Source organism: Marinomonas alcarazii, assembly GCF_003208215.1.
Lineage (GTDB): Bacteria > Pseudomonadota > Gammaproteobacteria > Pseudomonadales > Marinomonadaceae > Marinomonas > Marinomonas alcarazii.
Genome location: NZ_QKLW01000006.1, coordinates 215,199 through 230,158 on the forward strand (window position 1 = coordinate 215,199; position 14,960 = coordinate 230,158).

Sequence of the window (14,960 nt, forward strand, 5' to 3'; positions counted from 1 at the left end):
GCTTTTTGCTTTAGAATAGCGCCCACAACTTGTCCATTAGGTCAGTTTTTAAGTGCATCTTCTTGGTCGATGGCTTAATTTTCATTCTAATAAGGAAGCGAGATGCCAAACTCTTCTTTTCAATCATCTATCCCTGAGCCGAAAACCCAGTGGCTAAACGTTATTTTATTGTGGGTAGCAGGTATTTCTGCGGCGATGCAGTTTGCGAAGTTCTCGGTATCGTTTGATGGTTTGCTTGAGCATTATCAAATGGGGCCGACGTCAACAGGCGCGGCGTTGTCTGCGGTTGGTATTGCTGGCTTAATCTTCGGGGTGTCGGCGGGTATGATTGCCAGTCGGTTTGGTTATTTGAAGGTGTTGGTTGGTGCTTTGTTGCTGGGCGGCAGTCTGTCTCTGATTCAATCCACTTTGCCAACTTTTAATGTGTTATTCGTGACACGAATGCTGGAAGGCTTTTCGCAATTGGGCGTGGTGGTTGCGGCGCCGACTTTGATTGCCAAATTAAGTGCATCAAATCATAAGTCTTTAACCATGGGAATTTGGGGCACCTTCTTTGGTGTTGCGTTTGCGCTATGTGGTTGGGCTGGAAAAAATATTTTAGACCAATACGGTTTGCAGACTTTATTTTTAAGCCATGGACTTTTTATCACCACAATCGGTGTGGTGTTGTTTTTTAAGCTAAGAAAAAATCCGGTATTGGATTTGGTTCCTGTGACGGAAATGCAGGATGGCTTTTTAAGACAGATGGCTAAAATCTATCAGAATCCTCGGGCTCTGTTACCAAGCTGCGTATTCTTGTTTTATACCTGCACTTTGGTGTCGGTGCTGACTTATGTACCCGGTTTGATTGGTGATTCGACATTACAAAAATTGATGATGGTGGTGTTGCCATTGATTAGTACAGGCGGCACCTTTCTCGCTGGGGCTATTGCACAATATCTAATGCGGCCGCAACGTGTTGCTTTAATGGCGTATTGTGGCGTGGCCAGTAGTGTGCTTTTGCTGTCTCTTATTAGCGGTTCGCCAGAATTGTTTTGTCTGGTGGTTGGCGCGATGGTGTTGTTCCTTGGTATGGTGCCAGGCTCCGCTTTGGCAATGATCCCAACCCTTGCTCGTAATCCAAGTGAGCAAGCGCAGGGTTATGGTTTACTGGCGCAGTTTGGTAACCTTGGTGCGACGGTTGGGCCGCCGACGTTTGCTACAGCCATTGCTGCCTATGGGCTTTCTGGTTTGGTCGTATTGATCTTGTGTATTTGCTGTTTTGGTGTGTTGTTTAGCTTGTGGGCAGGACGTATTAAAACAGTCTCGTAGGCTTTGCGCGTATTTTTCGATAGGCCGTGTTTGTATTTCCAAACGCGGCCTTTTCTTCCTTTTAAATCTTCTTTGTCTTCTCCTTCACTCAATCCGTTTTTGTAATTAAGTGCAGCATTCTGTTTTTTGCCTTACTCTCATAACTTAAAAATATTTTAGTCGTTACTGTAATAATTTAGGGCTAGGTTGAGTCTAACCTCTATACATAGAAGCTTTGCATGAGCCATCACTTCATTCAGCGTCGTTCCCGCGAAGGCGTGAATACAGTGGTCTTGTTTAAATAAGGTTATTTTCTATGGACATAAGAGATAGATTCCCGCCTTCGCGGGAATGACAAGAGAACGCTTTCGCGGGAATGACAAGAGAGCGCCTTCGCGGGAATGACAAGAGAACGCCTTCGCGGGAATGACAAGAGAGCGCCTTCGCGGGAATGACAAGAGAGCGCCTTCGCGGGAATGACAAGAGAGCGCCTTCGCGGGAATGACAAGAGAACGCCTTCGTGGGAATGACAAGAGTGGCATTGGTTAGGAATACGCGCGTTGAATCTTTTCTAACAAAGTATTGATGAGTGCATTAGTCGTAAACGGTTTCGCATAGCAAGATTGTTTGGTTTTATATGGAGTTGCAAAAACTCTTTCGGAGTTCTACTAATGAAGAAAATTGGATTGTTGGTACTTATTGCCGCATTGGCAGTGGGCTTTTTCTATTTCGATTTGAACCAGTTATTAACACTAGACGGTTTGAAATCTGGCCTTGCACAGTTTGATACATGGCGAGATGAAAGCCCTTTGTTGGTGGGTGGCGGGTTTTTGCTCTTGTACGTTATCGTTACAGCCTTGTCTTTGCCCGGTGCGGTGATTATGACCTTGGCGGCAGGCGCGTTATTTGGCTTGCTGTGGGGAACCGTGATCGTATCCTTTGCCAGCAGCATTGGGGCGACTTTGGCGTTTTTGGTATCTCGTTATTTGTTACAAGACATGGTGCAGTCACGATTTGGCAATCGTCTAACCGCATTTAACGAAGGCGTCGAAAGAGACGGTGCCTTTTATTTGTTTACCCTTCGTTTGGTGCCTATTTTCCCTTTCTTTCTAATTAACTTGTTGATGGGGCTGACAACGATTCGTGCTTTCACCTTTTACTGGGTAAGCCAAATCGGTATGTTCGCGGGCACGTTGGTGTACGTAAATGCGGGAACTCAGTTGGGGCAGTTAGAAAGTTTGTCGGGTATTTTGTCGCCATCTTTGCTGCTGTCTTTTGTGTTGTTGGGTGTTTTCCCGCTTATCGCGAAGAAAATCGTCGACGTGGTAAAAGCGCGCCGTGTGTATGCCGGATTTAGCAAGCCAAAATCTTTTGATCGTAATTTAATTGTTATTGGTGCAGGTGCTGGTGGCTTAGTAAGTGCTTACATTGCGGCAACGGTAAAAGCCAAAGTGACGCTAATAGAAGCTCATAAAATGGGGGGCGATTGCTTAAATTACGGCTGTATTCCGAGTAAGGCATTGATCAAAAGTGCGAAAGTCGCACATCAAATGCGCCATGCTGAAAACTATGGGTTGAACAGCAGCGAACCGACCTTTTCGTTCAAAAAAGTCATGCAACGAATCCACGATGTGATCGCAACAATAGAGCCTCACGATAGCGTTGAGCGTTACAGCAAAATGGGCGTCGATGTGGTGCAAGGTTACGCTAAATTGATCGACCCTTGGACGGTGGAAATTCAACGAAATGACGGCGACACACAACGTTTGACGGCGCGCAGTATTGTGTTGGCAACCGGCGCTCGGCCTTTCATTCCGAATTTACCAGGTTTAGACGAGGTGGGTTATTACACCAGCGATACCATGTGGGAAGCCTTTGCTAAGTTCGATGAGCCGCCGAAGCGCCTTGTGGTTTTAGGTGGTGGCCCGATTGGTTGTGAGCTGGCGCAGAGTTTTGCGCGTTTAGGGTCCAAGGTGACACAAGTAGAACGCTCGCCTCGTATTATGGGCCGAGAAGACGAAGAAGTGTCTAAGCTGGCACAAGAAAGCCTAATTCAAGATGGCGTGATTATGCTGACTTCTCACAGTGCCGTGCGTTGTGAAAAAGAAGGCGATGTGAAGCGTTTGATCCTTGAGCACGACGGTCATGAATCTGTTGTGGAATTTGATGCGCTCATTTGTGCGGTTGGCCGCGAAGCGCGGCTGGAAGGTTACGGTTTAGAAAGTCTGGGTATTGAGACCAAAGGCACCATTGTCACCAATGATTATCTGGAAACCCTTTACCCTAATATTTTTGCCGCAGGGGATGTGGCTGGGCCTTATCAGTTTACTCATGTGGCGTCGCACCAAGCTTGGTATGCCGCGGTGAATGCTTTGTTTGGCTCGTTGAAAAAATTCCGTGTCGATTACCGAGTGATTCCTTGGACCACTTTTGTTGACCCTGAAGTGGCTCGCGTTGGCTTGAGTGAACAAGATGCCAAAGACAAAGGCATTGCTTATGAAATGGTGCGCTACGAATTAGATGATCTGGATCGCGCCATTGCCGATAGTGCGGCAAAAGGTTTTGTCAAAGTGCTGACGGTGCCGGGCAAAGATAAGATCTTGGGTGTGACCATAGTCGGTGAGCACGCTGGGGATTTGTTGGCTGAGTTTGTATTGGCGATGAAACACGGTCTTGGCCTGAATAAAGTGCTCGGCACCATTCATACGTATCCAACATGGGCGGAAGCTAATAAATACGCCGCAGGCGAGTGGAAGCGTGCGCACGCGCCACAGCGTATCTTGAATTGGCTGGAAAAATACCATGCTTGGCGTCGAGGTTAATGTGATGAATAAACTTCGCTTATTGGTTTTCACGCTATTGAGCTTTACCTTCGCTGGTTTGTTCAGTGTTCAGGTAAGCGCGGCAAACGCATTTGATCATAGCCAGTGGGGCACATTGCTAAAAGAGCATGTGTTGCCGCTCAATGGTGGTCAGGCAAGCCAAGTGGATTATCAAGGCTTTGCCGATGATAAGGCACAACTGGATCGCTATTTAGCGGATTTGTCTCAAGTCGATAACGCTGATTTTGATAACTGGTCCAAAGACGAGCAATTGGCTTTTTTGATCAATGCTTATAACGCTTGGACGGTTGATTTGATTCTTACCAAGTGGCCAGATCTGGACTCGATTAAAGATTTGGGGAGCTTCTTTCGTTCGCCATGGAGTCAATCTTTTATTCCGCTACTGGGCGAAACTCGCTCTTTGGATGATATTGAGCATACCTTGATTCGCGGTTCCGATCATTATCAGGATCCACGCATTCATTTTGCGGTGAATTGCGCGAGTATCGGTTGTCCTTCGTTGCGAAATGAAGCTTACACAGGCAAGCGTTTAGATACTCAGCTAGACGAACAAACGCGACTTTTCTTGCAAGATCGCAGTCGAAACCGAATAGATGGCGGCAAGTTGTGGCTATCTTCCATTTTCAAATGGTATCGAGAAGACTTCGAAAAAGGCTGGCAGGGCTATTCATCGCTGGAGCAATTTTTAGTCGATCACGCAATGGATTTGTCTTTAACCTCTGAAGAGATTCAGAAGTTGAAAGACAAAGATATGACCATCCGCTTCTTAGATTATGATTGGGCATTAAATAAGATCTAATCTTTATAGATCGCTTCCCGAACTGTTAAGGCTTTTCATCATTTCCCAAAATAGGTTCGCCTGAGAGCTCTGAGTTTGGTGGCGTAAGCGGATCATAAAAATGGGCAGCTGATTCTGTGAGGTGAAATTTTCCACTTCAATTGGCACCAGCTGTCCGTTATTCAATTCTGTCTGAATGCAATGTTTTGGCATTCGCGCCCAACCAAGCCCATGCACCAACAAGGTTTTCTTTGCTTGGAAATCGTTCACATACCAGCGCTTGCCTGTTGGTAACACGAACCTGTGGCCATTTTCTGAGGCGTTGGCCGTCGTATCGTTGACTAAAATTTGGGGAATGGCATAAAGAGATTGTTGCTTGATCTTGGTGTCGCTTGTGTTGAGCGTGGCGAGTAATTCTGGACTAATTACGGCGATCATGGTGATTTTATTCAGTTCGATAAACGCATGTCTGTCATCGAGACCGTACCTTGGGCCAATGGCGATCTCGCATTTGTTCTTGGCGAGTTTTTCTTGCACGCCATAAAGGTGATCTGTGGTGATGTCTAAGGCGATATCCGCGTGTTGGTTTTGAAAGGCTTTGATTCGTGACATGCAGTCATTGTCTAACGCCATTTGACTTAAACAGAGATGAAGTGGCGCTTCGGTGCCTTGAGCAAGGTCATGACCTAGGTTCTCCAATTGCAAAACTTGTGACATGAGCTTTTGGCTTTGTAAAAAGAAGGCATGACCTTCGGCGGTCAGCGTAGGCCGATAACTGTTACGATCGAATAATAAAATCCCGTATTGCTCTTCTAATGCTTTTACTGCCGCACTGATTCCAGGCTGAGTTTTGTGGATGGCGTCTGCAGCGGAACGAAAGCTTCCGGTTTCAACGACGGCAATAAAAGCCCTGAGTTGGTCCAGTTTCATAAGCCTCACACTTGATCACTATTTGTGATCATTATAATAATTAAACGAGATTATTTATTGTTCATTAATTGCCGTATTATTGCACGCATAAAAACGAGTTATCTCGTAAGTTATTTGAAGGAGAAAACGTGGATATTACGGTTATTGTGTTGTTTCTGGCTGGACTGATCAGTGGCTTCTCGAAGTTTTCGATCGGCGGAATGGGCCTGCTGGTGCTGCCCATTGTGATGATCGCCTTCCCAGGCCCCGAGGCGTTAGCCATCTTATTGCCCTTGTATATTATTACCGACATTATGGCGGTGTTTAGTTATCGATCTAAAATCGCTTGGTCGGTGCTAGCGCGATTTTTGCCATTGGCTTTTTTAGGTGTTTTTGTCGCCAGCCATTTGTTAGCGAACATTAATGCGGAGCAGTTTGTGAGTTTTCTTGGCGTGATGATTATTGCGATGATCGCGTTGGGACTTTATTTAGATTACCGTCCGACGTCCTTTATGCAAAAGCCTCTGGCCGCTTATTCGATGGGTTTTATAGGTGGTATTGTCACCATGATGGCCAACGCAGCAGGCCCGATATTCAGTCTGTTCTTATTGGAGCAAAAGCTGGATAAGAAGACCTATGTCAGCACCCGTGCGTGGGCGTTTTTCATTATGAACGTGGTGAAATTGCCATTTTATATTAGCCTTGGTTTACTGTCTGTCGAGAGCACAAAAGCCAGCTTGTACGCGGTACCTGGATTGGTCGTGGGGGCTTTCATTGGCTTCCACGTGTTAAAGAAAGTGAACCCAATCCAATTCAAATGGCTAATCCGCATCATGTCGACCATCGCCGCTGTGAAACTGTTTCTTTTTTCATAGCCTTACTTTCCGAGCTTAGACAGCATTTCTGGTTTCATAAATTTATGAATAATGACCATAAATAAGATGGAAGGGACAAGAAGGATCAATGCGGTGATTGAAGCGATCTGATAGTTTCCTTCCATACTGGCAGTGTAAAGTAGAAGTGGCAATGTCGTTATATTCGGTGAACCAACAAAGAAAGTGCCAGTAAATTCATCTAAAGATTCCAAAAAGACAAATATGCTGCTGGCAATTAAGCCTGGTGCTGCTTGTGGCAATACAATATGAAAGAAGGTGTAGAAAGGTCCAGCCCCAAGATTCCGTGATGCGCGCTCTAGCATAGGGTCAGTCGATGAAAATGCCGCCACACTGATCCAAATAGAAAACATCAATCCATGAACACTATGGACGATGATCACCCCCAATAAGGTACCGTTTAGGCCAAAATCATAAAACAATCTAGCTATGTTCATGTACACGGTTAGGTTTGGAAATGCTTGAGGGATTAAAAACAGCAGCATCCAGAAAATTCGGAATGGCATGCTACGTTTAGAGAGTGCATAACCCGCTGGAATAGAGACAATCAAACAAACCACAACGGTGAGCACGGCAATCAATAAACTGGTAAATAATGAGCCTGAAACATCGCTGTATGGGTTAAATACTTGCTGCCAATATTTAAATCCCCATTGGCTAGGTAACGCATGTGGGAAATACCAGCTTTCCGTTACTGTCCAAATTAGTAAGTTCATGATTGGCCCGAATAGGACGAGTGCGAGTAACAATATAAAGACACATTGTAGCCAGAAACTCGGACGCAAATAGCGGATATTCACTTTTGCTAGCAGGCTATTGGTTTGTGGATAGCTCATTAGTTAGCCCCTTTTTCTTTGAGGTTTTGGCGTAAATAAAACCAAGCCAATCCAGCGCAAATACAGTAGGACACTAAACCTAGTGCGTTTGCTACATGGTAATCGCCATAAGAATTGATACGAAATGCCATGTCCGCTGTCATCATAGTAGGTGAGCCTGTTCCTATCATGAGAGGAACCGATAATACGGACATCATGGTGACAATGGATAGAACCATGGCAACACCAAGCGTTGATGTAATTTGTGGCAAGATAATTTGGAACAAAATACTTAAGCGTGAAGCGCCTAAATTGCGGGCTGCGCGAATTTGCGATTCGTCTAATGCGGCCATGGCGCCAGAAATTAATAAGGTTGAAAAGGCCAATTGCTTCCAGACAAAGGTAATAATAATGCCGCTCCAACCCAGGAAAGATACGGTGTCCATGGGCGTTAGTAAGCCCGAGGCGACAAAAGCATTATTCATTAAGCCATTTTTCGCTAAAAAGGTACGCATCATTTGCGCTGTGACGATAAAGGGAATGAATAAAGGCAAACGATAAAGAAAGCCCAGTGTCTTCGTCAAAGAACGGAAAGGCGATAAAGTAATGAGAGCGGCGATGGTAATGGACAAAACTGCCAATATAGCGACTGAGACCAACACAATAATGATGGTGAAGAGAATGTCTTTTGAATAAAGGTCAAAGGCTTTGTTCAAATGGCTGAGCGTAAAACCGCCATCGTCTAATGTAATGGCTGAATAGAGTGAAAAACCCAAAGGATATAAAAAGAAAATACCAACCATTAAAGCTGCTGGGACGATTAACCAAAGGCGATGCTTTAGTAGATTGGGTGATGTCGTTTGACGCATGTTTACTTCCAATAACCAACACAAGAATAAATAGTCCTGAGCAGCTTAAAATATAAGTGCTCAGGACTTATGTTGAACGTCTCTCTGAACTAAATATTAGTTAGAAACGTTGCGCTCGTAGCCCTCTTTGATGTCATCAAAGTACGGTCCAATAGGGAAACTTTTGCCATATTTTGATAAGTCGCTAGGGGTGATTTCTGCGAACAGTTTTTCCCATGTCGCTTTATCTAGCTTAGCTTCCACATAGTTCGCATCAATGCCTGGGTACCAGTTGAATTGCTTAACAATACCGTTGGCTTGAACTTCTGGGCTGGTGGCTAATTCAATGAACTCGCGAGCCAGTTGAGGATGTGCGGCTTTGGCTGGTGCTACGTAGTACATAGGCTGACCCGGCATGCCTGGTGCAATCAAAGAAAGTTTGAGTGATGGTGGGATTTTGCCTTGCTCTTTCCAGCTGTAGAACATATCTACCCAAACTGGGCCCATGAAAATCTCTCCCCGATTGAGCATGTCTAAGGTGCCAGCGTTGCCCGGAGTAAAGGTGATATTTTTGTTGAACTCTTTAAGTTCAGAAAAGGCTTTATTCCAAGTGGATTCGACGCTCTTATCGTATGGCGCAGAAGACAGTCTTTCTGCATCTGTGCCGTAGGCATAAATCCAGCCAGTTACAAAACTTACGCCAGACATGCCATTTTTGATGCCATTGTAGCCAAAGGCTTTAGGGTGTTTTTTTGTCCATTGAACCAATTCGTCATAAGACGTTGGTGGGTTCTCAACAAAATCACTGTTGTAAGCAATGGCGGTTTGGCTGTGGAACATTGGCATAACGTAACCATCCACATTGATACCTAGCGCATTTTTAGCACTGTCGCGAGAGACCATGTCACCGGTTTTCACTTCGCTGCGGTATTTTGACAGCAAGCCATCTTCTACCATTTCCCCACCAATTTTTTGATGCACAACGGCTACATCTATGTCCCACTTAGCAAGGCCGCTGTCATTTTGTGCCGACAGTTTTTCCATGATTTTGTGAGAACCTGCATCACCTGGTCCTGTGCCTACGACGTTTACCTTTACTCCAGGGTGTGTCGCCTCAAATTTTGGGGCAAGATATGTTTTCACGTAATCCACCATATTTTGACTACCCGCAGAGGCCACATTAAGTGTGGTTTCTGCGAATGCAAAACTGGAAAATTGAGTAAGGCCGACAGCAGCGATTACAGCGATGTTAGTTTTAGCAAACATGATTCATCCTCATTGATTTGACAGAAACGGCATGGTTTTTTTGATGCGCTACAAGCTTTCCTTCTTTATCAAAAGCATGCAGAGCATTATTGGGAACACTTAAGGTCACGGGAGTATTCTCAGACAGGTTCTGGTCATGATCTGCCTGTATGGTGTGCTTCCCGCAGCGCACACTAATTTGGTAGTTATTGCCAAAGAAAACACTTTGTTCGACGTGGCCGTGAATAATTAAGCCCGCATTTAAGTCATCTTTACTTGCCGCCTGTGGCGTTGCTAGCACGGCATTTTCGCTGCGAAAATAAAGATCTAATTCAGCTGCTGGGTTACTCGTATTTAGGCGAAAAGCGTCGTCGTGAGTTGGCCATTTGATATGGTTTTCAGCCCCCATAAAATCAGCAACAAAAGGGGTACTTGGGTGGTGATAGATTTCTTCTGGGGTACCGATTTGTTCGATTTTTCCTTGGTTTAGCACGGCAATCCGATCCGCCATGACTAGGGCTTCTTCCTGATCATGGGTGACAATTAAAGAGGTGAAGCCAAGTTGCTTTTGCAGGGCTTTGATTTCATGGCGAACGCTTAATCGAACTTTCGCATCAAGATTGGAAAGCGGTTCATCAAGCACTAGCACATCGGGACGAATCGCTAAGGCGCGTGCCAATGCCACTCGTTGGCGTTGTCCTCCTGACAAAGCCGTTACCTTCTCGTCTTCTAACCCTTCTAATTTTACGATGCTCAATAATTCGCTGACGCGGCGGTTTATTTCTGCGCGTTTGGCTTTTTGAACTTTAAGTCCGTAACCAATATTTTGTGCGACAGTCATATGAGGCCATAGAGCGTAGCTTTGAAAAACCATGGTGATGTTGCGTTTTTCGGCTGGCAATTGAGAAACGGACCGAGACCCCGCAAAAATCTCTCCGCCGCTTACAGGAACGAAGCCACATAACGCATTAAGCAGCGTCGTTTTGCCACAACCAGATGGACCAAGTAAGGCAATCATTTCGCCTTGCTCAACAGTCAAATTGATCTTGTCTAAAATCAATTTTTTACCGTAGCCAGCCTGCAAGTTTTGTATGTGTAAGTGCGCCATTCCTTTCTTTTTCCCCAAGCCAATAAAACGATTGCCGGTCGTTTTTTGAATTTTTTTAACAAATGAACACGTGTTCAGTGGTTTGTAAAAAAAATGCAATCTCTAACCGACATTATGGTGGCCTACTTTGTCGGATCTTTATGACAATTTAATTAAGCTAAAAAGACATCTTGGTGAGACAGTATGAAAATTGATGTAATTGGCAGTGGCAGTGCGTTCTCTAAGCGCTGTAATACTTCCGCGATAAAAATCACAGATAGCCTGGAGAATCAGTGGCTTATTGATTGTGGTCCAACGATTCCTCGGGCAATTTGGCAGCGCAATATTGGCGTTAATGACATTGCAGTAATTTATTTCACTCATATTCACCCAGATCACAGTTCAGGTTTAGCTGCCCTTATTAACCAATGGAAAAGCTTCAAGCGTACGGAGCCTTTGACTATTTTCTGTCAATCGGATCAACGACAGCCGCTTCAGGCCCTCGTTGATTTGGCTGTGTGGCCAGAAACGCAGCTGTGTTTCGACATTCATTGGCAAGATATTGCGGACGACTTCGAGTGGAAGCACTGGCAAATTCGCACGGCCAACACGCAGCATGAAATGGCGAATAAAGCGCTGAGAATCACCATAGAGGGAAAAAGTGTCTTTTACAGTGGCGATGGCCGTCCTACCAAGGCGAGCGAAGCCTTGATGGAAGGTGTGGATATCGCTTTTCAGGAATGTGCTTCTTTTCATGCTTTGGATGGCGGCTCTTCTCATGGGGATTTCCCTGACTGTCAGCGTTTGCTGGCGGAGACAAATGTAAGAGCATTGGGGATTTATCATTGTTTTGATGAGGCCATCCCTAGTTTGTTGGCCGCTACGTCTGGTCATCCTGCGCTATTTTTAAGTCGAGATGGTTTGCAATTTGACTTAAATAATTTTGATCTTAGTTCGCATCCGATGAATCAAGGAGAGGTGCTTTGAAGAATCCTCGAGGTGGTCGGTCTGTGTCTGCTGAAGATGTGGCAAAGCTCGCTGGTGTGTCCCGTGCGTCGGTATCAAGGGTGTTTAGCGATCAAGGCAATGTTGCACGCGAGACTCGCAAAAAAATCTTACAAGCAGCGAATGAGCTTGGCTATCAAGTCAATTTTTTGGCGCAGGGCTTAAATCGCAAACGCAGTCAGCTAATTGGTGTGGTGGTGGCGCGATTAAGTGACCCTTTTCGTAGCAGTTTGCTAGAGGGGTTGTTGAGTGAAATTCAACGTAAAGGTTATCAAGCCCTCGTCACAGAAGTGCGTGATGCGGATGAATTGGAAATGACTATTCGGCGTTTTACGCAGTTTCGAGTCTCTGGGGTCGTTGTCACATCGGGTCAACCGCCTGCGGATTTAGTGAAGGAATGCGTTCAGCACAATGTCCCTGTGGTCGGTATTAACCGCCATGTGGAGTTTCCCGAGGTAGACCTTGTTTGTTCTGATAACAAGATGGCCGCCGAGCTGGTGGCGGAACAGCTAATAGCTTGCGGCTGTCAGTCGATTGCTTGGTTGAATTATCGTGAATCCACTTGGTCCGGTATCAATCGTGGCGATATGTTTCAGCAGGTGATGGCTGAAACGAGCAGAGATTTATTCGAAATAGTTGCTGAAGCGGATGGCTACGAAGGTGGAAGGCAAGCGGCCCATGTATTTTGTGCAGAAGGGAGAAACGTTGATGGTGTGTTTTGCGCTAATGCTCAGCTGGCCTGCGGCTTTTTGGATGGGATGCGAGAAAATGGCCTTGATGCCCCACATGACTTCCGCATTATTGGTTTTGATAATACGCCGCAAACAGCGCAATACAGTTATCGCCTGACGACGATTCATCAAGATGTTGAGAAAACCGCCTGGCGGGTTTTGTCTTGCTTGGAAGCCAGAGGGAAAGATCCATCTATTGATCAAAGCATAGAAGAAATACCGGTCAAATTGGTGATTAGAAATACTTAACCAAGTTTTGAATTGACCAGCATAAGGACAAAATAACATGCAAGATGACTATCAAGTTTTAGAAGCGGCAATTAAAACCGCAGGCAAACGTGCTCAAGCCATTCGTCAGTCGGGATTATCTGTAACAACAAAAAGCAGACAAGATTTTGTGTCTCAGGCAGACATTGCGGTTGAAGCTGAGCTGAAAAAAGTGATTCGCGCTTTATTCCCCGATGATGGTTTTTTGGGGGAAGAAAGTGGCCTTGTTCAAGCTTCTAAGCCAGAGGACTGCGGTGTCTGGGTAATTGATCCCATTGATGGCACCACAAATTACGTTCAAGGTATGGATTATTGGTGTGTTTCAGTAGCCTATATAAAGCACAATGAAATCCAGATGGGCTTTGTTTATGCGCCGGATAGGGAGGAGTTTTTTACTGCCAAGAAAGGCCAAGGCGCGTATTTGAATGGCGTTCGATTAACGATTCATGATCCTCAAAAAGGTCAGGCACTTCTGGGGTTAGGGCGATCTAATCGTCGACCTGTACAAGCGTATTGCGATCTTATATTGATGTTGGACAAACAGAGTATCGAATACCGACGTTTTGGAGCGGGTGCTCTGATGTTGGCTCATGTGGCATCTGGGCTGGTTCATGGCTACTTTGAATCCCATCTAAACAGTTGGGATGCGTTGGCAGGCTTGCTGTTAATCGAAGAAGCGGGTGGCCAAGTGACTGACTTCCTTAAAAATGATGGGTTGTTAAACGGTAACCTTGTCTGGGCGGCCAGCCCTCAGTTGTGGGAAGAATTACGGCCATGGCTGGGTGCTTGAATGGTTTTTCAACCTCAGTTCTGCGACACTTGTCGATCTTTTCTGTGTTAGTCGATAGCGTCTATGACTCAAAGTAATGAAGTAAAAAAATATCTTGGTGCTTACAGTGCTCAGGTGCAACAACAGGCGCAGCAGCTTCTGGATACTGAGCAGTCTGCCGCTTGGTTATTTAAAAAATATCCGGTTGCCCATTCGCTAAACGGTCCACGCGCTTTGTATGATTATGCGATGGATTTAAAAAACGCTTTTATGCGCAGTTCACCGCCGATTAGCAAAGTGATTTATGACGATAAAATCCACATTATTAATAATGCTCTTGGTTTACATACTTATGTGTCACGGATGCAGGGAAGTAAGCTGAAAGCCAAGAATGAGATTCGTATTTCATCTTTGTTTCGTCGTATTCCCGAGCCTTTGTTAAAGATGATTTTGGTGCATGAGTTGGCGCATCTTAAAGAAAAGGATCACAACAAGGCTTTCTACAAGCTATGTTGTTATATGGAAGCGGATTATCACCAGTTAGAGTTTGATTTACGTTTATATTTGAGTCATCGAGAGCGCTTTGGTGACTTATGGTAAGTCATTGAGAGGAAGTCGAGAGCGAACATAAAAAAGGCCTATTTTTGATCAAATAGGCCTTTTTTAAACCATTTTATGCGTTGGCTAGTTTGAAATCTGGCTTAATCGCGGTGAGCTTCTTAGTTAGGTAGTTCAATAACACGCCATACATTGGAATAAATAATCCAAGACTGATGATCAGTTTAAAGCCGAAATCTGCAAGTGCAATGGCTTGCCAGTGCTCTGCCATAAACGCATCTGGACTCTGATAAAAGGCGATACCGAAGAAGGCTAAGGTGTCTAAACCGTTACCAAAGACGGTTGAAGCAGCAGGTGCTACCCACCAGGCTTTTAGCTGACGAAGTCGATTAAATACCTGAATATCCAGCACTTGTCCTAGCAAGTAAGCCATCAAGCTTGCTATAGCAATGCGCCCAACAAACTCGTTGAATGCCCCCAGTGCGCCGAAGCCTTGGAACTGACCTTGTGCAAAGATGACAGAGAGCACGTAAGACACGATTAATGATGGAATCATGACTAAGAAAATAATTTTTCTCGCTAATGCTGCTCCGAAAATTCTGACCGTTAGATCCGTTGCCAAAAAGATAAAGGGGAAGGTAAATGCGCCCCATGTGGTATGAAAACCCGCAATGGTAAAGGGGATTTGTACTAGGTAATTGCTCGAGGCAATAATGAGCAAATGAAATAGTGCAAGGTAGCAAAGCGCCTTAGCTTTTTGCTCGGAAGTGAACGAACTCATGTTGTGGCCTTTTTCGTTTGATTGGGGTTAGGGAACCCAAGTGATTGACTAATTTGTCGGTTACGCATTTGACCTAGTGGTCAAATGCGGAGCGAGATTATACATTAAACGACTGGTTAAAAAAGAGGCAGTAACAAAAAA

At 45.1% G+C, this 14,960-nt stretch carries 14 protein-coding genes; 8 read left to right on the forward strand and 6 right to left on the reverse strand.

Going from position 1 to position 14,960, the window contains the following annotated elements; genetic code table 11:
* Window positions 1–102 precede the first annotated feature (102 nt).
* The 3 genes from DFP75_RS13440 to DFP75_RS13450 all read left to right on the forward strand — a co-directional run bounded on the left by DFP75_RS13440 (window position 103) and on the right by DFP75_RS13450 (window position 4,932).
* Complete coding sequence (locus DFP75_RS13440; RefSeq protein ID WP_110576517.1) at window positions 103–1,311, forward strand: MFS transporter; 1,209 nt, start codon at window positions 103–105, stop codon at window positions 1,309–1,311.
* Between the two features lie 650 nt (window positions 1,312–1,961).
* Window positions 1,962–4,112 (forward strand): FAD-dependent oxidoreductase, encoded by a 2,151-nt coding sequence (locus DFP75_RS13445; RefSeq protein ID WP_110576519.1) that lies wholly within the window; start codon window positions 1,962–1,964, stop codon window positions 4,110–4,112.
* 4 nt (window positions 4,113–4,116) lie between these two features.
* A complete protein-coding gene (locus tag DFP75_RS13450; protein WP_110576577.1) occupies window positions 4,117–4,932 on the forward strand; it encodes a DUF547 domain-containing protein in 816 nt (271 codons plus the stop codon).
* 3 nt (window positions 4,933–4,935) lie between these two features.
* On the opposite strand, the gene DFP75_RS13455 is transcribed toward DFP75_RS13450, so the two are convergent.
* Complete coding sequence (locus DFP75_RS13455) at window positions 4,936–5,841, reverse strand: LysR family transcriptional regulator (protein WP_110576521.1); 906 nt, start codon at window positions 5,839–5,841, stop codon at window positions 4,936–4,938.
* Between the two features lie 128 nt (window positions 5,842–5,969).
* Here DFP75_RS13455 and DFP75_RS13460 point away from each other — a divergent pair, with 128 nt between their 5' ends.
* The gene (locus DFP75_RS13460) at window positions 5,970–6,695 is read left to right on the forward strand and encodes a sulfite exporter TauE/SafE family protein (RefSeq protein ID WP_110576523.1); all 726 of its coding nucleotides are present in this window, start codon (window positions 5,970–5,972) and stop codon (window positions 6,693–6,695) included.
* Window positions 6,696–6,697: 2 nt separating this feature from the next.
* Here the strand turns inward: DFP75_RS13460 and DFP75_RS13465 are convergent, their stop codons facing one another.
* The 4 genes from DFP75_RS13465 to DFP75_RS13480 all read right to left on the reverse strand — a co-directional run bounded on the left by DFP75_RS13465 (window position 6,698) and on the right by DFP75_RS13480 (window position 10,729).
* Entirely contained in the window at window positions 6,698–7,549 is an 852-nt protein-coding gene (locus tag DFP75_RS13465; RefSeq protein ID WP_110576525.1) for an ABC transporter permease, read from the reverse strand.
* Window positions 7,549–8,397: an ABC transporter permease gene (locus DFP75_RS13470; protein ID WP_110576527.1), complete on the reverse strand. Its 849-nt coding sequence runs from the start codon at window positions 8,395–8,397 to the stop codon at window positions 7,549–7,551. Before DFP75_RS13470 ends, DFP75_RS13465 begins: the two co-directional genes overlap by 1 nt.
* A gap of 96 nt (window positions 8,398–8,493) precedes the next feature.
* Entirely contained in the window at window positions 8,494–9,642 is a 1,149-nt protein-coding gene (locus DFP75_RS13475) for an ABC transporter substrate-binding protein (protein WP_110576529.1), read from the reverse strand.
* Window positions 9,632–10,729: an ABC transporter ATP-binding protein gene (locus DFP75_RS13480; RefSeq protein WP_110576579.1), complete on the reverse strand. Its 1,098-nt coding sequence runs from the start codon at window positions 10,727–10,729 to the stop codon at window positions 9,632–9,634. Before DFP75_RS13480 ends, DFP75_RS13475 begins: the two co-directional genes overlap by 11 nt.
* A gap of 183 nt (window positions 10,730–10,912) precedes the next feature.
* Here DFP75_RS13480 and DFP75_RS13485 point away from each other — a divergent pair, with 183 nt between their 5' ends.
* The 4 genes from DFP75_RS13485 to DFP75_RS13500 all read left to right on the forward strand — a co-directional run bounded on the left by DFP75_RS13485 (window position 10,913) and on the right by DFP75_RS13500 (window position 14,080).
* Window positions 10,913–11,695, forward strand: coding sequence for an MBL fold metallo-hydrolase (locus DFP75_RS13485; RefSeq protein ID WP_110576531.1), 783 nt, complete (start codon window positions 10,913–10,915; stop codon window positions 11,693–11,695).
* Complete coding sequence (locus DFP75_RS13490; protein WP_110576532.1) at window positions 11,692–12,693, forward strand: LacI family DNA-binding transcriptional regulator; 1,002 nt, start codon at window positions 11,692–11,694, stop codon at window positions 12,691–12,693. The genes DFP75_RS13485 and DFP75_RS13490 overlap by 4 nt, the downstream gene beginning before the upstream one ends.
* A 37-nt stretch (window positions 12,694–12,730) precedes the next feature.
* A complete protein-coding gene (locus DFP75_RS13495; protein WP_110576533.1) occupies window positions 12,731–13,501 on the forward strand; it encodes an inositol monophosphatase family protein in 771 nt (256 codons plus the stop codon).
* A 63-nt stretch (window positions 13,502–13,564) separates the two neighbouring features.
* Window positions 13,565–14,080 carry a YgjP-like metallopeptidase domain-containing protein gene (locus DFP75_RS13500; RefSeq protein WP_110576534.1) on the forward strand — a complete coding sequence of 172 codons (516 nt, stop codon included), beginning with the start codon at window positions 13,565–13,567 and terminating at the stop codon, window positions 14,078–14,080.
* Window positions 14,081–14,153: 73 nt separating this feature from the next.
* Here the strand turns inward: DFP75_RS13500 and DFP75_RS13505 are convergent, their stop codons facing one another.
* Window positions 14,154–14,819 (reverse strand): 7-cyano-7-deazaguanine/7-aminomethyl-7-deazaguanine transporter, encoded by a 666-nt coding sequence (locus tag DFP75_RS13505; protein ID WP_110576535.1) that lies wholly within the window; start codon window positions 14,817–14,819, stop codon window positions 14,154–14,156.
* Window positions 14,820–14,960: the final 141 nt, after the last annotated feature.

What these genes read in the sequence shown, in the direction of transcription:
- DFP75_RS13440 (WP_110576517.1), top strand. Translation starts at nt 103, where the DNA reads ATGCCAAACTCTTCTTTTCAATCATCTATCCCTGAGCCGAAAACCCAG.
- DFP75_RS13445 (WP_110576519.1), top strand. Translation starts at nt 1,962, where the DNA reads ATGAAGAAAATTGGATTGTTGGTACTTATTGCCGCATTGGCAGTGGGC.
- DFP75_RS13450 (WP_110576577.1), top strand. Translation starts at nt 4,117, where the DNA reads ATGAATAAACTTCGCTTATTGGTTTTCACGCTATTGAGCTTTACCTTC.
- DFP75_RS13455 (WP_110576521.1), bottom strand. Translation starts at nt 5,841, where the DNA reads ATGAAACTGGACCAACTCAGGGCTTTTATTGCCGTCGTTGAAACCGGA.
- DFP75_RS13465 (WP_110576525.1), bottom strand. Translation starts at nt 7,549, where the DNA reads ATGAGCTATCCACAAACCAATAGCCTGCTAGCAAAAGTGAATATCCGC.
- DFP75_RS13470 (WP_110576527.1), bottom strand. Translation starts at nt 8,397, where the DNA reads ATGCGTCAAACGACATCACCCAATCTACTAAAGCATCGCCTTTGGTTA.
- DFP75_RS13475 (WP_110576529.1), bottom strand. Translation starts at nt 9,642, where the DNA reads ATGTTTGCTAAAACTAACATCGCTGTAATCGCTGCTGTCGGCCTTACT.
- DFP75_RS13480 (WP_110576579.1), bottom strand. Translation starts at nt 10,729, where the DNA reads ATGGCGCACTTACACATACAAAACTTGCAGGCTGGCTACGGTAAAAAA.
- DFP75_RS13485 (WP_110576531.1), top strand. Translation starts at nt 10,913, where the DNA reads ATGAAAATTGATGTAATTGGCAGTGGCAGTGCGTTCTCTAAGCGCTGT.
- DFP75_RS13495 (WP_110576533.1), top strand. Translation starts at nt 12,731, where the DNA reads ATGCAAGATGACTATCAAGTTTTAGAAGCGGCAATTAAAACCGCAGGC.
- DFP75_RS13500 (WP_110576534.1), top strand. Translation starts at nt 13,565, where the DNA reads ATGACTCAAAGTAATGAAGTAAAAAAATATCTTGGTGCTTACAGTGCT.
- DFP75_RS13505 (WP_110576535.1), bottom strand. Translation starts at nt 14,819, where the DNA reads ATGAGTTCGTTCACTTCCGAGCAAAAAGCTAAGGCGCTTTGCTACCTT.